The 20,697-nt window shown below is 44.3% G+C and carries 12 protein-coding genes; 8 read left to right on the forward strand and 4 right to left on the reverse strand.

What is annotated here, in order from left to right; genetic code table 11:
* Positions 1-41: 41 nt before the first annotated feature.
* Positions 42-1,385, reverse strand: a complete 1,344-nt coding sequence (locus LZG71_RS06920) for a hypothetical protein (protein WP_233818393.1) — start codon at positions 1,383-1,385, stop codon at positions 42-44.
* A gap of 306 nt (positions 1,386-1,691) precedes the next feature.
* Between LZG71_RS06920 and LZG71_RS06925 the strand changes: the two genes are divergently transcribed.
* Positions 1,692-2,147 carry a (2Fe-2S)-binding protein gene (locus LZG71_RS06925; protein ID WP_233818394.1) on the forward strand — a complete coding sequence of 152 codons (456 nt, stop codon included), beginning with the start codon at positions 1,692-1,694 and terminating at the stop codon, positions 2,145-2,147.
* Between the two features lie 31 nt (positions 2,148-2,178).
* Positions 2,179-4,434 (forward strand): xanthine dehydrogenase family protein molybdopterin-binding subunit, encoded by a 2,256-nt coding sequence (locus tag LZG71_RS06930; RefSeq protein WP_233818396.1) that lies wholly within the window; start codon positions 2,179-2,181, stop codon positions 4,432-4,434.
* A 107-nt stretch (positions 4,435-4,541) separates the two neighbouring features.
* Here LZG71_RS06930 and LZG71_RS06935 read toward each other — a convergent pair whose 3' ends face one another.
* The 3 genes from LZG71_RS06935 to LZG71_RS06945 all read right to left on the reverse strand — a co-directional run bounded on the left by LZG71_RS06935 (position 4,542) and on the right by LZG71_RS06945 (position 11,370).
* On the reverse strand, positions 4,542-5,792 hold the full coding sequence (locus LZG71_RS06935; protein ID WP_233818399.1) for a PQQ-dependent sugar dehydrogenase: 1,251 nt from the start codon (positions 5,790-5,792) through the stop codon (positions 4,542-4,544).
* 349 nt (positions 5,793-6,141) lie between these two features.
* Positions 6,142-7,188 (reverse strand): ScyD/ScyE family protein, encoded by a 1,047-nt coding sequence (locus tag LZG71_RS06940; RefSeq protein ID WP_233818401.1) that lies wholly within the window; start codon positions 7,186-7,188, stop codon positions 6,142-6,144.
* 234 nt (positions 7,189-7,422) lie between these two features.
* A complete protein-coding gene (locus tag LZG71_RS06945) occupies positions 7,423-11,370 on the reverse strand; it encodes a hybrid sensor histidine kinase/response regulator transcription factor (protein WP_233818402.1) in 3,948 nt (1,315 codons plus the stop codon).
* Positions 11,371-12,411: 1,041 nt separating this feature from the next.
* Between LZG71_RS06945 and LZG71_RS06950 the strand changes: the two genes are divergently transcribed.
* The 6 genes from LZG71_RS06950 to LZG71_RS06975 all read left to right on the forward strand — a co-directional run bounded on the left by LZG71_RS06950 (position 12,412) and on the right by LZG71_RS06975 (position 20,411).
* The gene (locus LZG71_RS06950; RefSeq protein WP_233818404.1) at positions 12,412-14,055 is read left to right on the forward strand and encodes a TldD/PmbA family protein; all 1,644 of its coding nucleotides are present in this window, start codon (positions 12,412-12,414) and stop codon (positions 14,053-14,055) included.
* Positions 14,056-14,106: 51 nt separating this feature from the next.
* On the forward strand, positions 14,107-15,453 hold the full coding sequence (locus LZG71_RS06955) for a TldD/PmbA family protein (RefSeq protein ID WP_233818406.1): 1,347 nt from the start codon (positions 14,107-14,109) through the stop codon (positions 15,451-15,453).
* A gap of 55 nt (positions 15,454-15,508) precedes the next feature.
* A complete protein-coding gene (locus tag LZG71_RS06960; RefSeq protein WP_233818408.1) occupies positions 15,509-17,146 on the forward strand; it encodes a TldD/PmbA family protein in 1,638 nt (545 codons plus the stop codon).
* 12 nt (positions 17,147-17,158) lie between these two features.
* On the forward strand, positions 17,159-18,496 hold the full coding sequence (locus LZG71_RS06965; protein ID WP_233818410.1) for a TldD/PmbA family protein: 1,338 nt from the start codon (positions 17,159-17,161) through the stop codon (positions 18,494-18,496).
* Positions 18,497-18,640: 144 nt separating this feature from the next.
* Complete coding sequence (locus tag LZG71_RS06970) at positions 18,641-19,258, forward strand: DUF4159 domain-containing protein (protein WP_233818412.1); 618 nt, start codon at positions 18,641-18,643, stop codon at positions 19,256-19,258.
* A 160-nt stretch (positions 19,259-19,418) separates the two neighbouring features.
* Positions 19,419-20,411, forward strand: coding sequence for a MoxR family ATPase (locus tag LZG71_RS06975; RefSeq protein ID WP_233818414.1), 993 nt, complete (start codon positions 19,419-19,421; stop codon positions 20,409-20,411).
* Positions 20,412-20,697: the final 286 nt, after the last annotated feature.

Raw genomic sequence — 20,697 nt, forward strand, 5'->3', positions numbered from 1 at the left:
GCAGTTATCATAACCGTTTTTATTCTTATTAACCGTAAAAGTCACTTGGTGACTTTTACGGTAGATTTTGTTACTCCATGATCGACGACAATGGAGTAAGTATAATTTTCGGGAAGCAATAATTTTTGTTGTTTGATATCATTTAGAGGATATTGTAAAAAAGGAACAGCCTGATTACTATACTTTTCCACCTCATTTTTGATATACACCTGTAACAAATCACCCACTTTACAGCTGGTTTTAGTTAGGTTTACTTTAATTTCTTTTTTGTAACCTTCTGAAAGCCAGTCAGAATATCCATTAGTGTATTTTGTTCTCGGAAAAACAATTTGCAAGTCTATTTGTTCTTGACTGTAATTCCTTAGAAATACCTCCTTGGTTTCGTTGTTGAGTATTACGGATGGTACTATGATGTTATATTTTTCCATAGCAGCTTTGTAAAACTTGTTTTCATATTCTGCAGAGGATCTTTCAGCCATACCTACAAGGTCGATCGATAATGGGTTAATACCTGAAATATTTTTGAATTGTTCTGCCATTTTGATCCATCCATCATCAGACTTTTTAATGATATGTGCATATCCAGCTGCTACCAGTATCTTAGCATTAGGATTTGTTTTAATAAAATTGAAAATATTTTCTGCTGCAACCTTTTCTCTTTGATTGTTGCAAACAAATGGCTCGGTAGAATTGCAGGTAGTAGTGTCATTGTCATAAGAAGCAATTGTAAAACCAAGATTTTTTGCTTCTCTAAGCATTTGCCCAAAAGCGGGTTCTTTTGTATAGGAACCTGTTTTTTGGAGTGGATAACCTCTATCATTTAATAAGGAATCTTCATTTTCAAAATAAGCTTCAACAAGTAATGTGCGAAAACCTAAACTGTAAAAGTCCTTTAATAAACTACGTATGAAGGCTCGGTGTTGTGGACGATGGTGCGCTTCATTGAACATGACTACCTGTTTATTTGCACTTAGGTTCATTATTACGGTACTCGCTGGTGTAGCCATAAAATTTTCAGGAAATGAGTAATCTTCCGTTTGTTTGTTAGGGCTTAGCTGTGATTCATATTTTAGGGCTGCTTTTGTATCTCCCTTATATGATTGATAAGTCATCATGACCTGGTTAAACATGCCTTTTTCCATTGGGTCACTGTAATACTTTTCATAATTCGTAAGAAATTCAACAGCTTTCTTATACCCATGCATCTTGATTAGAGAGTCCGCAATAGTAAATAATTCGTAAGCCTTTGGCACACGGACTGAGTCGTTATGGATCTGATAATTTGAGTTATTTTTTTCAAATGGAAAATTATGTTTTGCAAGAGAACAATGGCTAAACATAGCAAAGAGAATAACTGCCAGATAAAATTTTATTGATATATACATGTAATTGATATATTTAAGTAAAACTTAAATATACGCTATTTACAAAAACTAACTATTGTCATAGTTGAAATTATCAATACTTGTCTAAAGTCAAAGATTTACTTTCTCAGTCAATAATTCTCTAACATCAGGAATATTGGTAGCAAAATCAGGAATCTGTATACACGTCATCTGTGCTAAAAACCAGAACTTCGCGATTGCCGGAACTTCGGCGGGTGTGGGTTTGAAATTGCAATTCGCTCTTTTATACTGCTTTTAGATTTGTTATCTTGGCTTTTGTCTATTCATTATCAAAATACTACCATCGTGACTGCATTTAGTTTAAAGATCAATGGGAAGATCAAAAAGGTGGATGTTGATCCATCTACACCTGTCCTGTGGGTTTTGCGTGATCACCTGGATTTGCGTGGGACCAAATTTGGCTGTGGTGTTGCCGCCTGTGGTGCCTGTACGGTTCATCTGGATGGTAATGCAGTCCGTTCCTGCCAGCTGCCCGTGTCGGCGGTAGGCAAGTCGGCAGTTACCACGATTGAAGGGTTGTCTGAAAAAGGGGAGCACCCGGTTCAGAAAGCCTGGCTGGAACATGACGTGGCGCAATGCGGCTACTGCCAGTCGGGACAGATTATGAGTGCGGCTGCATTGCTGAAAGCGAATCCAAACCCTTCGGATCAGGATATTGAAGCACACATGAGCGGAAATATTTGCCGGTGCGGCACTTACTTGCGTATCAAGGAAGCTGTCAAATCGGCGGCGAAGAAATAAGACTTTTCAACAGGAAACCAGAAACTTCACCATGGACAATAGTAAAACGACATATAACAGGCGGTCATTTCTGAAAGCTTCCGCACTTTCGGGAGGTGGCATGCTGCTTACAGTAAGCTGGTTATCCAGCTTTAAGTCCGCCGATAAAATGCAGGAGCTGCCCGAGCAATGGGCCACGCTGAATGGTTACATCCACATCCTGCCCGACAATAAGGTTAAACTCATTTGTCCCAACCCCGAATTTGGACAAAACGTAATGACTTCTTTGCCCATGATGCTGGCCGAGGAGCTGGACGTGGACTGGAAGAATGTAACGGTTGAGATGGGACCGCATGACAATGCCAAATTGGGTGCACAATTTACAGGCGGGAGCAATTCGGTGCGCATGTACTGGAAACCACTGCGTGAAGCCGGAGCAGCCGCAAGGCAAATGCTGCGTGAGGCTACTGCCCAAACCTGGAATGTGCCAGTGAACGAGGTGACCACAAAGGCAGGTGTGCTGTCCCATTCAAGTGGAAAATCGGCAAAATATGGCGATATGGCCAGCAAAGCGGCCGTAGTGCCGGTACCAAAAGATTTGAAGCTGAAATCACCGAAAGATTTTACGATTGTAAGAAAACCTACAAAAAATGTAGAAGGGCATAAGATTGTGACAGGCAAGCCATTATTCGGGCTGGATTATCACATGGACGGTATGCTGATCGCCATGATTCAGCATCCGCCGGCATTTGGAATGAAACTCAAATCCTTCGATGCAGTCCAGACGCTGAAAATGCCGGGAATCAAAGATGTATTTAGCATTAAATTGTATGAAGACGGCTTTGAACAAGGCGGTTTCGATACCCGTACTTTCAACGAGTTACTGGTGGTAGTTGGCAAAACGACCTGGGAAGTAATGAATGCCCGTAAAAAGCTGATCGCCAATTGGGAGCCTGCCGGTGATGTGAAAGACACGATGTCGGGTAGGGGAGGAAAACGGGAGGTGATCGTTCCCAGTGAACTCGAAACGACAAGTAAACAATTGGAAAAAATGCAGGAATATGCCAAAAAACCTGCGCAACAATTGAGGAAAGACGGCGATCCTGAAACGGCTTTTAAGAATGCCGCGCAGGTTATCGAGCGGACATACAATGCGCCGTTTTTGGCACACAACTGTATGGAACCGATGAATTTCTTCGCCCATGTTACCGACGAAAAGGCGGTTTTGGCAGGACCGTTGCAGGCACCGGGCTGGACGGAACCTACGCTCATGAAATTACTGAATCTGCCTGCGGACAAAATTGAAATACAAATGACCCGGATGGGCGGTGGCTTTGGTCGCAGGGCTTACGGACATTATCTGTCAGAAGCTGCCTTGATTTCCAGGAAGGTTAAAGCGCCTGTAAAACTGATGTATACCCGTGAGGATGATATGACTTATGGAATTTACCGTCCGATGTATACAGCCACTTACAGGGCGGCGCTGGATGCAGACAAAAACCTGATTGCTTTTCACGTAAAAGGTGGGGGAATACCCGAGCATGCGATTCATGCGAACCGTTTTCCTGCCGGAGCCGTGGATAATTACCTGGCCGAAGGCTGGCAAATTGCTTCCAATATCACCATCGGTGCTTTCAGGGCACCACGTTCCAATTTCAACGCCGCTGCCGAACAGTCGTTTCTGGATGAAGTAGCTGAGGCCGCTGGCAAAGATCCGATCGAATTCAGGCTTGAACTTTTGAAAAAGGCAAAGGAAAATCCGGTGGGCAAAAACAACGAGTATGATGCCGACCGCTATGCCGGCGTGCTGAAACTGCTCCGTGAAAAATCCAATTGGGGTAAGCCGGGCAATGAGAAGTATAACCGTGGTGTGGCAGCTTATTTCTGTCACAATTCCTATGCAGCGCATGTGGTCGATATCGTTACACGTGACGGAGAACCTTATGTGGAGCGTGTGTTCAGTGCGATGGATTGCGGTATTGTTGTGAATCCCGATGCTGCCACCAATATGGTGCAGGGAGCAGTGGTGGATGGAATTGGTAATGCTTTTTACGGACAGCTGACACATAAGGATGGCGTGGCGCAGCAAAACAATTTCAGTAATTACCGCATGATCCGCATCAACGAAGCGCCCAAAAGTATTGAAGTGCACTTTGTAGAAAACGATCTGGATCCGACCGGACTTGGAGAACCTCCGTTCCCGCCGGTATTTGGCGCGGTAGCTAACGCGTTGTACAAAAACAAAGGAAGAAGATTTTATAACCAGCCTTTTCAACCGGATTTCAAGAATAGTCCGAGAGAGTCTTAGACTGTTTGGTTGAGAGCTGTACGCCCAATTCCCGTCATATTCAGAAATCAAAACCCCTGCCAGAGCGTTCGTTCGGGCAGGGGTTATTTATTTTAGCTACTTGATAACTAACGTTTGAAGATCCGGTAGAGCCTGCCTGCGTCTGTTACAGCATACAATGCTCCGTCATTTCCTTGTGTGATATCTCTGAAACGTTGGTTCTCAGAAGCAAGCAAACGTTCTTCGCCAGTAACTTTGTTATCCGTGATAACGAGCCTTACGATATGCTGGCCACTCAAACTTCCGATAAACAGGTTGTTTTTCCATTCGGGAATGCTGTCACTGCTGTAAAAGGTAATCCCGCTGGGAGACACGACCGGATCCCAATAATAGGCGGGCTGTTCCATACCGTCACGGCGTTGTATGGCTGTTCCCACAGCCGCTCCGGAATATTCCAGCCCGTAGGTAATTGTTGGCCAGCCATAATTTTTTCCTGCTTCAACCCGATTTAATTCGTCACCTCCTCTGGGTCCGTGCTCGGTTTGCCACAAATCACCAGTTACGGGGTGGATGGCCAGCCCTTGCGGATTTCTGTGCCCGAGAGAATATACTTCCGGTCGCGCATCCGCTTGTCCGGCGAACGGGTTTCCTGCTACTGGCTGCCCTTCTTTGCTGATCCGCACAATTTTACCTAGTCCCGAATTTAATGACTGCGCCTGTGTCCTGACTGCATTGTCGGACCGCTCTCCCGTACTCACCAGGAGGTTCCCGTTCCGGTCGAATAAGATCCGGCCTCCATAATGCAACGTTCCTCTGTAAGCAGGCAGTGCACGGTAGATTACAATGGCGTTTTCAATGCGGGTCTCGTCTTCAGTTAATCTTCCTTTGGCCACAGACGTTAAATTACCGTCAGCTGTTGACTCCGAAAATATCCAGTAAATCATCCTGTTCGCTGAAAAAGAAGGATCCACCCGTACGCCAAGCAAACCACCCTGCCCGGCAGAATTCACAGCTGGCAGACCTGTGATCGGCTGACTCAGGGCACCGGCAGTTGTAGCAATACGCATCGTTCCGCCCTTTTGTGTAATGAGCAGCCGTCCATCTGGTAATGTCGTTATTCCCCATGGACTGCTGAGGTTGCTTGTTAATATACGTCCTTCGAAAGCAGTCGCCGATTTAACGCCGGCGATTCTGGTTTGTCCTGCAAATGAAGGTGTGTACGAACTATTGGCACGGTTGGTTTCAACCGGAAGAATCGAGCCCGGGATGGTTGTTGTGTCCACAGCGACCGGGTCCGTGCCAGTGTCTGAGTCATTGTTTTTGCATGATATAACAGCAAAGGCAGAAACTACCAGGAATGTCAAAATTTTTGTCGTCATAATTCCTCGTTTGTTAGTTGAAGTCAGGAACTTTCACCAGCGGTCTATTTCCGTACCAGACGTTTAATTTGGGTACGCAAATCAGCCTCGTTTTGTGAAACGAACATCACTTTTCTATACAAACGACCGGGAATCTGCATTGTTTCCTTTTTTTCGGTCGAATTTATTGCAGCAGAAAGGCGCCCACTGGTTGATTTCAGAGGACGCCTTTCTGCTTTCTTAATGCATTTGGTGTTTAAGCAAATTCCCGTAAATGATTTTGCCGTCTTTTAATTTGCCATAAGCACGGCAATGTAAATTGTGTTCGTTAAAATAATAAAGGAGGATTACGTGATGTCCGTATGGGTTTTTATTTACTTGCAGTCAGCTTCATGATCAGTCCGGGACCGTAATAAAGCGCGTAATAAGTGTCGGCAGAGCTGGTACTCAACAATAGGTCAACCGGTGTGATGGCTGGTGCAAGCAGGCTGATCGTGGCGTCTTCTCCACTGGCGATTCGTCCGCCGGCTGGTGAAAATCCAAACTCAGTCACGATTAGCTTGCCATTCGGTGAAAAGATAATGTCAGTAATTTCTGAAAACCCGGACTTGTAAACCTCAGGTTTAACAGGCGTTTTTTTGGTGTCAATCTTATAGATATTGGAAAGGCCAGCCGGAAAAGGAAAACCTACGAGCGTGGTAACGAAAAGATTGGTTCCGTCAAATACAATTCCGGTGGGAACGGCATCAATGGTTGGAGGACCTGCCAGCGGTTTTGTCGGATTGGGCACATCAGGCAGCACGGCATATATGCTCAGCTCCCTGGAATTCTTGTTACGACGTACCACGGCATTTCCTCCCGCATCAACTATAAACAGGTCTCCATCCGGTCCGAATGTCATGTTATAGGGATTGGAATCCTTATCATCCGGTGCGTTTGGGTGTTCATCTCTTACAAACTTGCCTATATCTTCACCCGTCAGACTGCTCGCTTTCATGGGCTCTGTTACACCGGGAACAAATTTGGATACGTCAGCGATGTAAAGCATATCATCCACGCCATGCAGGATGTATAAACTTCCATCATGATAAAGAAGGTGATTAAGTCCTTCGGGAGAATTCTCAGGGCTCATTTTAGACAGGAATCCGGTAATTACAGGATATTTTTTTCCATCGGGTGTGATGAGTGTAACCTGTCCGTCGTTGCCTTCGCCACTTCCCGCCTCAGTAACCCATATGTTCCCTTTTGTGTCATCTGCCAGTCCAAGAGGCGATTTAAGGCCTGTTACAAATGGAGCGGCATCCGGAACGAAACCTTCCGGTCCTCCGATTTTGTGATCCTGCATGCAGCTTGTTACACTAAATAGAAAGCCGCAAATAATGAGGACTGCGTTAAGTAAAGTCTGTTTCTTCATCATAGTAGTTTGAAAGGGTTGGTTTGTAACCAGATTTAATCTTGAAGTTTTTCGTAAATAATCGGGTACTTTTTTGTCAGGACAAAAGTAGGCAGGTCTTGCTTCGGTACGCTGCGAAAATTTGGACAAAAACTATCAATTTTAAGACAAGCGGTTCTATTTTGGGCCGTGAGGGCACATTTACTGAACGCTCATTTTCAAAAAGCCAAAACGCAAGGGTGCCAGATTTTAGATATTTCAGATCGTATTGTCCTGTGCTCTGGTTGCAAATGCACTCGGTGTAATGCCATATTGTTCTTTAAAACATTGTGAAAAATATGAGGGACTTTCGAAACCAATCTGGTATGCAACTTGTGTTACGGGATCCCCCTGTGAGAGAAGAACGGCCGCTTTTTGCAGACGATATCTCCGTATAAGCTCTCCCGGTGTAATGTCAAGCAAAGCTTTAAGTTTTCTGCTAAGCGAGCGGGGGCTCAGATTGACCGAGTCTGCAAGGATTTGAACGTCTGCATTGGAATCATATATGAGCTTATCGAGCTGCATGTAGAGATTACTGATAAAAGGATCGCCCGGTTTAGTGGATTGAACGGAAGGAACCGCAGGCAATATTTCAAGTTGCAGATGTTTCCTGATCCGGTCACGTTGTGAAAGTCGTGTAGTGATTGTTTGTTCGAGTTCCGCCAAATGAAATGGTTTGGAAAGATAGTCATCTGCACCGGCAAGCAAGCCGTCTAAACGGCTGTTCTGAGAAGCTTTGGCTGTAAGCAGTAAAATAGGAATGTGGTTGATCCGCTCATCTGACTTTATTTTTTCACACAATTCATAACCACTGATTCCCGGCATCATCACGTCACTGACGATCATATCCGGCATTTCTTCAAAAATCATCTGCATCGCTTCTTTGCCATCGGATGCCGCAATGATGCGCCAGTTGTCATGGAGACTTTCAATCAGAAACTGTCTTAGTTCCTCATTGTCTTCCACCAACAGCAGCAGGGGAGCTTCATTAACCAAAGTGGTATTGTGCGTTTTGAATCCGGCTTCGTTTGTGTTTTTACCCGGACTGTCAGCGGTAATTTCAGTTATGCTGCCAGCAACTGTTAACGGAATTGTTACCTTAAATTCTGAGCCTTTATCAACTTCGCTGCTGACCTCTACCTGACCATACATCAACTCCACGAGTTCTTTAACTAACGATAAACCGATGCCAGTTCCGGGCTGCGTTCCGCTATCGTTGGCCATGTAGAACCGCTCGAAAATGTGTGGTAAGTTTTCCGGGCTGATGCCCATACCCGTATCCCTGACAAGCAGATTGATTTGCTCTGTATTTTCGTCTAAGATTCTTGAACTTACCAACACTTGTACCGTACCACCGGCAGGTGTGAACTTGATCGCATTTCCCAGCAAATTAAAAATGATCTTCCCCCATTTGTCCGAATCGAAATGGTATAGCTTCGGCTCTTGCAGGACGTTGATTTCTAATCGGATACCCTTTCGCTCAGCCTCCTGATCAAAAGCTTCTACACACTGTAAACTGTATTCGAAAAGGTTGCCCACAGCCAGGTTGGTCTGCATCTTGCCCGATTCAATTTTCGAAACATCCAGCATCTGGTTAATGGCATCCAGCAATCGGTTGGCATTTTCCCGGATTCGACCAATGTTTTTTAAACTCGCCGGCGATAGCTCCGGTTGTTTGATAAGCCTGTCAAGAGGAGTGAGAATGAGTGTGAGCGGTGTACGCAACTCGTGGGTTATGTTATCGAAAAAGCGTGTTTTTACAGAATTGAGCTCTTGTAAATGATGCGCTTTGGCCTGTTCAACAATGACTTCGTTGCGCAGTCGCAGCTGATTTTCTCTGAATTTCCAATAGATCCTTAAAACTGCCAAAAATAGCAGGACATAGAGCACGTAAGCCCACCAGGTTGCCCAGAAGGGAGGGGTTATTCGTATTATAACCTTTTTTATAAGCGGACTCCATTTTCCCGAGGTATTGGCAGTATTCACAGCGAATGTGTAGGTTCCGGGAGGTAATCCGGTATAAGTAGCAGTGGTAGCATTGCCATTGAAATTCCACTCTTTATCATAACCTTCCAGCATGTAGCGATAGGTGAGCTTGCCCGGATTGCCAAACGCAATGCCGGCATAGGAAAGCGATAGGTAATTTTGGTCGTAGGGTAAGGTTATGGATTTCAGTTCGTTGAGCGGTAACGCTATCCAGGGAGACTTGCCAAAAAGCTGTGGTTTGTTCTTTATGGAGAGCCCTGTCAGGGCAGTTTTTGGACTGCTGTTATCGGGGGAAAAAAGCTTTGGATTAAAGACCACATAGCCTTCGACGCCCCCAAATGCAATTCTTCCGTCACCGAACCCAAATACGTGGTAACGGTTGAATTCGTCGCCAGGCAATCCGTCGGGTTTTTGAAAAGAGTATACCTTCCTTTGGTCCGGACTGATCATGGAAAGCCCTTTGTTGGTACCAATCCAGACACGTTTGTCCTGATCGGTTGTCATGGTGTAAATGACAGCACTTGGTAAGCCATCTTTTTCGTTCAATACCTTTTGAAAGCCCTTGTCGATGTGCCAGTCGATGAGTCCGTCTCCCATGGTACCCACCCAGAAACGCTTTTTGTCGGTCGCATTAGGAGTTATGCCGGTGAAATAACGCACAATAAAAGGCATGGTACTTTTATCAGGATCGTTGGCTTTGTACCACTTTTCCAACACCTGATTACGGAATTTGAAAATACCTTCGCGTTGCGTCAGCACCAGTAGTGTGTTTCCATCAGTGGCCAAACCAATGACTGCGGGCATGGCAATCTGTTTGTTTAGTTGTACAAATTTGGGTAGTTGGTCCGGTTTTTCCCAGGTCCATAAGCCTCCTGCATAATCAACTGCGTAAATGCTTTCTCCTACGCTGGTCAGGCCCGTAATGTCGGCGAATTTACCGGCAGGTAAAGGCAAGGTGGTCCATTTTCCGTGTTCGTATTTAAGTATGACGGGATTGAGATTGTCCTCAGGTCCTTTTCCCAAGGTGCATATCAGCGCCCCGCTTTGGGTGTAATGGTAGCGGAAGCCATAAGACCATTTTTCATTCAGCCATCGCGCCGGTACTACGCCCGAAAACCCTGGCAGGAGGCGTAATACATCGCTGTGGAAATTATGGTGGTAGGCGGAAGCGAAGAGGGGCAGGGTTTCAAGATTAATTTTGTAGACACCATTTGCGTTGGTGCCGACCCATAGAACGTTGGTGCTGTCTATAAAAAAACTAACGACTTCCTTTGACTCTCCGAAGCTGTCCGGGACTTTCCATACCAGTTCGAATGCACCGGAAACCTGCCAACGGTACACACTGCCGCCGGCTACAAAGTATAATTTCCCGTCGGGACCCACTGCCAGCATGGGTTTTTTTGTTGAGATGTTCTCGGAACCAGGAATTATTGTTGCGGAAATTTTTTTTGATTCCGGGTCGAAAACAATCAGTCTGTTCCGATCAGTTGTCACCAGGCGTCCGTCGGGTAAAGCACAAGCTTTAAAGGTGTTCGATCCGTCGACGGAAAAAGGAAAATGGATTGGCTCCGTGGCAAAACGATGGCGAACAGAGTCATATTTAGATATCCCTTTGTGATTGAAGGCCCAAATGTCTCCATTTTTATCTTCTACTAAATTTTTGATATTCTCTTCGGGTAAATTATTTAGCGCCCTGCTGAAACGGATGATCCTTTTGCTTTCCGGAAGAGCCAGTGCCCAATTTGCGTACATATCCTGAGTCCATAGCCGTCCGTGCCTGTCGGTCATTTCGAGGCGCAGCTTTTCTGATTTTAACCATCTGATCACATCCCTGGAAACCACACGCTGCCCGAGCGGATCGAAGATTTCTCTGTCCCAATTTTCATAACCAATAAAAAAATTTTTGCCGGGTCCTTCTCTTACGGACACAATCACGCTGGATAATACGCTGTTGGAATCTGCCGCGTTGGGCAGGAAGTAGAGGAAGTTTTTGCCGTCGTATCGGGCAAGTCCGCCCAGGGTACCAAACCATACAAACCCATCTACATCCTGAATGATGCTGCTTACATAGCTTTGCGGTAAGCCATCATCTACTTTGTAGTGAACCTGGCTGTTGAATAATGGGATCTGCGCCTGCAACCGGACGCAAGCCAGTAGGAGCAATAATGTAAGAATTTTCAAAACGTGAGGGAGGTGTTATCTGGTAAAAATGTCAGTCAGGATTTCTGGGCGTTGTATAAAACAAACGATCGCAGAAACGAACCGGCATCGTATCAAATATACGTGAAATGTCTAAAAAATTGATAGTTTTTGTCCAAATTTGGCGACTGTGACATGTGAACTATTCCTATAATTATAGTATGAGTATCAACTTGTTCTACCCGGTAATGGATACTACAATTCTACAAATAACCTTCCTTGTTATAACATCCCTGACGGGATTCAGGTTTATCATTGACCGCGATGTTTTTACCAATGTTACATCGCTACGCGATTTTCTTTTGAACCTTGTAGTCGGTTTCAAGTGCTGTTAAATTCTTCCTTACATCACGCTGAATATCTTTGGGCAATAAACATCGGTAGCCCATGTTCAGGTTGTTTTCTTTAAAATGCCTCTTGGCATGTAACTTATCCTGGTTGGAACTGACTTTGAAATCTTGGATGCGGCTACATGATTAAAGTCAGATTGGAATACGTTTGAATCGCAGTTGCCAACGGCATGAAACAACAGCGGCTGCGGCGCAGAACAGTGCTTTTTGTAGTAATCTTCTTTTTGTATCACTTATAAATACAATATTAATATTTATTGAAAAATCTAAATAAATATTAATAATTGCTAAATCTAAACTAATATATGGCAACACAATTGAACTCCGGTTTATTATATTTATAACTTACAAATAATCGAAATAATCTTCTTTGGAGATTAACTTGAAGGATTGACTGGTTATCCTATGTTACTGTCGTTGACAAATTGTTGATAATCATCGGATTGATCAGGAAGACGCAAGGTAATTGATATTTGGATTATATGGAGATGTGTAAAATTAGTTAGCTGTAAATCGAACTAATACATGGTTTAAATTTTGGAAGAATTGCCATACTAATATTTGTTGATTACATTGTGACGGAAATCAGGCTTGATATTGGAAACATACAAATCCTGATTTTAAAACAACTTAACCTTCATCCTTCACTCGTTTAAGGACTAAACTAAAACAAATGAAAAGAAGAGATTTTATGCAAATGTCGGGTATGGGGCTGGGTGCTTTAATGTTTCCGTCTGTGCCTCTGATAGGTAACCCGGTATCTGCCGAACATTTAATGGAGCCCTGGCTGGATGCCGCCGCCAAAAAGCAATTATCGGAAACCGCGCTGAACGCGGCAAAAAGTAAGGGTGCTACTTACACGGATGTGCGCATTGGCAGGTATTTGCAACAGTACGTTTTCACAAGAGAAAAGCAGGTACAGAACATTGTAAATGCAGAGTCTTACGGAATCGGCATTCGAGTGATAGTGAATGGCACTTGGGGTTTTTCTGCAACGAGCGATGTGACGCCCGACGGAATTGCAAAATGCGCAGCAACAGCGGCAGCTATTGCGAAAGCAAACTCAAAATTTCAGAAAGAACCGGTTGTACTTGCAGAACAAAAGGGTGTAGGAGATAAAACCTGGAAAACACCCACTGTTAAGAATGCTTTTGAAATACCGGTAAAGGAAAAAATAGATTTGTTGATGAACGTCAACGGTGCGGCCATGGATAATGGTGCAGGTTTCGTAACATCAAACTTGTTTTTCGTTAATGAACAAAAATACTTCGCTTCATCCGACGGGTCATTTATAGATCAGGATATTCACCGCATATGGCCGACTTTTACCGTAACGGTGATTGATAAGGCGGCGGGAAAATTTAAAACCCGGGATGCCATCAGCTCTCCGATGGGGATGGGTTTTGAATACCTGGATGGCGTAACTTCTGAAAAAATTCCCGGCCCGAATGGTCTGGTTGGTTATCGTAATTCATACGATATGGTTGAAGATGCCATTGCAGCGGCAAAGCAGGCCAAAGAGAAGATAACTGCGAAATCGGTGATGGCGGGTAAATATGACCTTGTTCTGGATCCGAACCACCTTGGGCTGACGATTCACGAATCTGTGGGACACCCGACGGAACTGGATCGTGTGCTGGGTTATGAAGCCAACTATGCCGGAACCAGCTTTGCAACATTGGATAAATGGGAGTCTAAAAACTTCAATTATGGAAGTAAGCTGGTCAACATTGTTGCCGATAAAACACAGCCGCATTCGCTTGGAGCAGTAGGTTATGATGATGAAGGTGTGCCCTGCAAAGAGTGGGATATCATCAAGGATGGCGTTTTGGTTAATTACCAGGCTACACGTGATCAGGTGAGTATATTGGGTGAAAAAGAATCGCACGGCTGCTGTTATGCCGACAACTGGAACTCTGTTCAGTTTCAGCGTATGCCGAATATTTCGCTCAAACCAGGCACTGAAAAAAGAAGCGTACTGGATATGATCAAAGGTGTAGAGAAAGGTATTTACATCATTGGTCGTGGTTCGTATTCTATTGATCAGCAGCGATATAATTTCCAGTTTGGCGGTCAGGTTTTCTACGAAATTAAAAATGGACAGCTTGCCGGTATGCTCGACGACGTCGCCTACCAATCCAATACCCAGGAATTCTGGAACTCTTGTTCTCAGATTTGCGACAAGGATGATTACCGTACTTTCGGTTCTTTCTTTGACGGAAAGGGACAGCCGTCGCAGGTGAGTGCAGTTTCTCATGGCAGTGCAACCACCCGCTTTGATGGCGTGAACGTGATCAATACCGGAAGAAAGATCTGATCCAACGGAAATATCTAACAGTTAAAAATTAAACGCATTAACCTTTTTCAAATGGCAATTTTAACTAAAGAAGAAGCTAAAAAAATTATAGATAAAGTGTTGGCTTATTCGAAGGCTGACGAAATGAGTGTTGGATTGTCCGGATCGCGCACAGGAAATATCCGCTATGCAAGAAATTCGGTATCAACCAGCGGTGAAACGACCAATTTGTCCCTGGCCGTTACAGCGGTTTTTGGTAAAAAATCAGGAACATCTACCATTAATGAATTTGATGACGCTTCGCTTGAAAAAACAGTAAGGCGGGCTGAGGAAATAGCCAAACTGGCACCGGACAATCCGGAATATGTACCGATGCTTGGGCCTCAAAAATACCTCGATATCAATTCTTTTTCAGAAAGCACAGCAGGAATTACCCCGGATTACCGCGCTCAGGCGGCTTTCGACAGCATCGATCCTTGTGTGAAAAAGAACCTTACAGCAGCTGGATATCTGGAAGATACGACCGGGTTTTCTGCAATTGGAAACAGTAAAGGTTTGTTCGGATATAATAAATCGACTTCTATTGATTTTTCTATAACTGTTCGTACCGCGGATGGAAAAGGATCAGGATATGCAGCCCGTGATTTCAACGACGCATCTAAACTTAGTGCCAAGTCGGCCACGGAAGTAGCCATGCAAAAAGCACTGGCATCTTCGGAAGCGAAGGCATTGGAGCCTGGGAAGTACACCGTCATTCTGGAACCAACAGCTGCGGTGGATTTGCTACAAAATATGATGGGTAGTATGGATGCCCGTAATGCCGAAGAAGGCAGGAGTTTTCTTGGCAAAAAAGGAGGTGGAACAAGATTGGGCGAAAAACTTTTCGATGAGCGTGTAACCATCTATTCCGATCCTCAGAATCTTGAAATACCAGGCTCACCTTTTGGTGGCGGCGGTGGCCGTTTTGGTGGTGGAGGCAGTGATGGCCGTCCGCAGGAAAAAGTAGTTTGGGTGGAAAAGGGTGTTGTTAAAAACATGTATTACTCCCGCTACTGGGCTGAGAAAAAAGGGGTGAAAGCAATAGCGCCACCTTCCGGTTTTATTTTCGAAGGCGGAACGCAGTCTCTTGCAGACCTTATCAAAGGCACCGAAAAGGGAATTCTGGTAACAAGGTTGTGGTACATCCGTGCGGTAGATCCACAGACATTGTTATACACAGGATTAACACGTGATGGTACTTTTTACATCGAAAATGGCAAGATCAAACACCCTGTTAAAAACTTCCGCTTTAACGAAAGTCCGGTGATTATGCTCAATAACCTGGAAGCAATGGGCAAGCCGATGCGTGCCAGCGGAAACCTGGTACCGCCATTGAAAATCAGAGACTTTACATTCACCAGCTTGTCTGATGCTGTATAGAATTGTTTAATATTTTTAGGATAATCATTCATCGTACTAAGCAAACAGAATTATTTTGAAACGTAGAGATTTTATACAATTAGCCGGACTTGGAACAGGAGCGTTCATGTTACCGGGACTGGCAATGGGAAGAAACGTAGCACCGGAAGCTCTTTTGGCGCCGGGATTGGATGTGGCAGTTAAAAAACGACTTGCTGATGCAGCCCTGAATGCAGCGAAAGCGAAGGGTGCTTCTTATGCCGATGTTCGCATTGGCCGCTACCTTAATCAGTTTGTAGTAACCCGTGAAAATAAAGTTCAGAATATCGTTAATACCGAATCATATGGTGTAGGTGTACGTGTAATCGCGAATGGATGCTGGGGATTTGCAGCAGTTGTAGATGCCAAAAATGAAGCGCAAATGGCAAAAGCAGCAGAAGACGCAGTGGCTATTGCCAAAGCGAATTCCAAACTGATGAAAGAACCGGTTCAACTGGCTCCGCAAAAAGGATTTGGCGAGGTAAGCTGGAAAGCACCTATCAAGAAAAATGCTTTTGAGGTTCCGATTCAGGAAAAAGTTGATTTGCTATTGGCAGTAAACAACGCAGCCATGACCAACGGCGCCAATTATGTAAACTCGGTCATGTTCCAGGTGAATGAGCAGAAATACTTTGCTTCAACGGACGGATCTTACATTGATCAGGATATTCATAGAATTTTCCCTCAGTTCAACGTTACGGCGATTGATCCTAAATCAGGAAAATTCCAAACCAGAAATGCGCTGAGCGCACCTATGGGAATGGGTTATGATTATTTGCAGACCAATCCTTCGGATAAAGTAACAGGTATTACAACACGTTATAACAAAGGTTATGACATGTTGGAAGATGCTACTTCGGCAGCTCAACAGGCGAAAGAAAAGCTGACTGCAAAATCGGTTGAAGCAGGTAAATATGACCTGATCCTTGATCCTTCTCACCTTTGGCTGACGATTCACGAATCGGTGGGTCACCCGTTGGAGCTTGACCGTGTACTTGGATATGAGGCCAACTTTGCAGGAACCTCTTTCGCTACTCTGGACAAATGGCAATCGAAAAATTTCCAATACGGAAGCAAAGAAGTAAACCTTGTTGCAGACAAATTGCAGGTAGGGTCACTTGGTGCTGTCGGTTGGGATGACGAAGGAGTGAATACCAAGAAATGGGATCTGGTGAAAGACGGCGTACTGGTAAATTACCAGGCAACACGTGATCAGGCGCATATCATTGGCGAAAAGGAATCACACGGATGTAGCTATGCAGATAGCTGGAGTTCTGTTCAGTTCCAGCGCATGCCGAACGTTTCTCTGGCAGCAGGTAAAACGCCTTTGTCGGTAGAAGATATGATCAAAGATGTGAAAAAAGGTATTTACATCATTGGCGATGGTTCGTTCTCAATTGATCAGCAGCGTTACAATTTCCAGTTTGGCGGACAATTGTTTTATGAAGTAAAAGACGGAAAAATTGTTGGTATGCTGAACGACGTAGCATATCAGTCCAATACACAGGAGTTCTGGAATTCCTGCTCACAGGTTTGTGATGATCGCGATTACCGTTTGGGAGGTTCGTTCTTCGATGGAAAAGGCCAGCCTTCACAATCCAGTGCCGTTTCACACGGTAGTTCTACCACCCGTTTCAACGGTGTTAATGTCATCAACACAGCTAGAAAAATATAAAGAAACAGAGCCATGTCAGTCATATTAACCGAATCAGAAGCGAAAGCACTTTTGCAAAAAGTACTAAGCTATTCAAAGGCGGACGAATGCGAGATCAATCTTTCCGGTGAGCTCAGGGGAAACCTGCGCTACGCACGGAATGAAGTGTCAACAAGCGGGTCTTTGATCAATCAGAATTTACAGGTTCAATCCGCATTTGGTAAAAAGGTAGGGGTTGCAACCATCGACGAATTCAGTGAGGAATCTCTTGAAAAAGTAGTGAGAAGAGCAGAGGAACTGGCGCGACTTGCTCCGGAAAACCCAGAATATGTAGGTGTTCTGGAACCTCAGAAATATGTCACTACCAAAGGTTTTTTTGAATCGACTTCCAATGCAAGTCCGGAAACACGTGCTACGGCAGTACTGAAAAGTCTGGAATTGACACGAACTCAAAAGCTTACCGCAGCAGGTTTTTTGGAGAATCAAAGTGGTTATTCTGCCATGATGAACTCAAAAGGTTTGTTTGCCTATTACCCGAGCACAAGCGTCAATTTTTCTCTGACCGTCAGAACCGAAGATGGTACCGGTTCAGGATATGTAGCAAAAGGATACAGCGACATCAGCAAGCTGGATACAGCTGCTGCAACCAAAATCGCCATTCAGAAATCGCTTGGTTCGGTAGGAGCAAAGGCGTTGGAACCAGGTAAATACACCGTGATCCTTGAACCGACTGCTGCGGCTGTTTTACTGGAAAATATCTTCTTCCGCATGGATGCCCGAAGTGCTGATGAAGGCCGATCGTTCCTGAGCAAACAAGGTGGAAAAACGAAAATGGGTGAGAAAATCATGGATGAAAGGGTTAACTTTTATTCTGATCCAACCAACCCTGATTTGCCATCTTCTCCCTGGTCTGGTGACGGACAACCTCAGGAAAAGCGCTATTGGATTGAAAAAGGTTCTGTGAAGAACATGCACTATTCAAGATACTGGGCTCAAAAAAACAATGTTAAACCTGTTCCATTCCCGGGCAATATGATCATGGATGGTGGCACGGCTACTTTGGATGAAATGATCAAATCCACCAAACAGGGGATTTTGGTTACCAAACTTTGGTACATCCGTACAGTGGATCCGCAAACATTGTTACTCACAGGCTTAACCCGTGACGGTACTTTTTACATCGAAAACGGAAAAATAAAACATCCGATTAAAAACTTCCGTTTTAACGAAAGTCCCGTGATCATGCTTAATAACCTGGAAACGCTGGGTAAGCCGGAACGTGTTGTAAGTACTGAATCGGATCAGAACTATCTTATACCTCCGATGAAGATCAGAGAATTTACTTTTTCATCTCTATCCGACGCAGTATAGGGGTGTTTCAAACGCAGGGTATCATGGAGTAGAATGAGAGCTAATGGTTTACAGATTCTGTTTAAATAGAGTCTTGGACTTCTGATGACAAAATCTCCGTGAATCTCTTGTTAGCTCTGTGATTCTCTGTGTAACAAAATTTTAATGAAACCATTCTTTTTTACACGTATTCAATACACTTCCGGCAATTGGGATACCGATCAGCGCATGCCATCCAACTTGCTGCATTCACTGGTTGAATACACCACAATTCCGGTTGATGAAAAAGAGAAGGTGGTTCAGCTCAACAGTAACGAAATATTCAAAAGTCCGTTTTGTTATTTGAGTGGACATAAGCTAGTTGAATTTTCAAGTCAGGAGCGGGATCATTTTCGCAGATATGTGCAGAACGGTGGTTTCGTTTTTGTGGACGATTGTAATCATGATATTGACGGACTTTTTGCCAAATCCTTTGAACAGGAAATGGAGCGGACTTTCGGAGCGAAAGCCTTACAGAAGATTCCCAACAACCACCCGATTTATAGTAGCTTCTTCAAGTTTGAAGACGGTCCGCCTACCACATCGTTCGAACTGAATGGCTGGGGTGATGACCTCGTGCACGACTATTTAAAAGCAGTTACGATAAACGGTCGGATCGGCGTTTTGTACAGCAATAAAGATTACGGTTGCGAATGGGATTACGACTTCCGCAATAAGAGATTTTTGGCAGTCGATAATACGCGTTTCGGTGTCAATATCGTGATGTATGCTTTAACCGCATAAGCCAGAACACCCGGTCTGAACGGATAAATACTACACTGTTCAAAGCGCTTTTCTGCGGTCTGAATAATAAACAGAATACAGGGCCTTGCCTAAAACAATCCTCGTTCAGTCCGCCACGGCGTACAGACCGGAGTATTTAGAAAACATAAAATCTTAACGATTGGAGACTCAGGATTTAACCCATTATAAGGCATTGGTGGCCAAGCTGCCACTTCTTAAAAAGGAAATTGCAAAAGTCATTGTCGGTCAGCAGGAAGCAATTGATGAGATATTAATTTCCTTGCTTGCTGGTGGACATTGTTTGTTGGAAGGGGTGCCTGGTTTGGCAAAAACGCTGATGGTAAAAACCATGTCGGAAGCTTTGCACATGAGTTTTAAACGGGTACAGTTTACGCCGGATCTGATGCCCGGTGATATTATTGGAACTGAAATTCTGGAAGAGGATCACGAAACCGGGAAGAAGTTTTTCAAGTTTAATCAGGGACCTATTTTTGCAAACGTGGTGCTGGCCGATGAGATTAACCGGACGCCACCCAAAACCCAGGCTGCGTTGCTGGAAGCGATGCAGGAAAAGAGTGTAACCTACGGTGGTGAAAATTACGCTTTGCCAGCCCCATTTCTGATTATAGCAACCCAAAATCCAATTGAACAGGCGGGAACATATCCTTTACCCGAGGCTCAGCTTGACAGGTTTTTGTTGTACATCAAATTGAACTACCCCAGTGAGCAGGAAGAACTGGATGTACTGAAAGGAACAACTGGTTCATTCAAACCACAGATCAATCGGATATTGAGCGATGTGGATATTATCGAATTGCAAAAATTGACCAGACAGGTTCACATCAGTGAAGAACTTATTGTGTGGATTAATAAACTGGTGCGTTCAACGCGCCCTGACGGTACCCCTTCTGAGTTCGTAAAAGAATGGTGCGACTGGGGAGCTGGTCCGCGTGCAGGTCAGGCGTTGGTATTGTGTGCAAAAGCGAGGGCTGTTCTCAACGAAAGATTTTCAGTAATTCCGGAAGATATTCAAACACTTGCTTACCCCATTTTTCGTCACCGAATCGCCATGAATTTCAGGGCGGAGGCGGAGAATATTACCTCTGACGCTGCGATTAGTGAATTGCTTAAAACAGTAAAACCGGCGAAATAAAAGAACCAGGCATTGTTGTTACATCCCTACGGGATTTCACAATTGTGCGGATATTTTGGCTACCGATATTGCATCGCTATGCGATTTATCATTGGAATGCGTTGTCGAAGAGGCCGGAGAAATTGAATTAACCAAGGCTGTTAGGTATAAAAAATTGGTAGAAAGAAGTTGGAGGGATACGAAATGGCATCACGTATAAAATAATGGCGCGAAGGTTAACTTACGAGATATTTTTTAAATGCCTTTAGGCATGAAATATTGGTAGAAAGAAAATGTTGCAGAACAT

The sequence above is a fragment of the Dyadobacter sp. CY312 genome (assembly GCF_021390535.1).
Taxonomy (GTDB): Bacteria; Bacteroidota; Bacteroidia; order Cytophagales; family Spirosomataceae; genus Dyadobacter.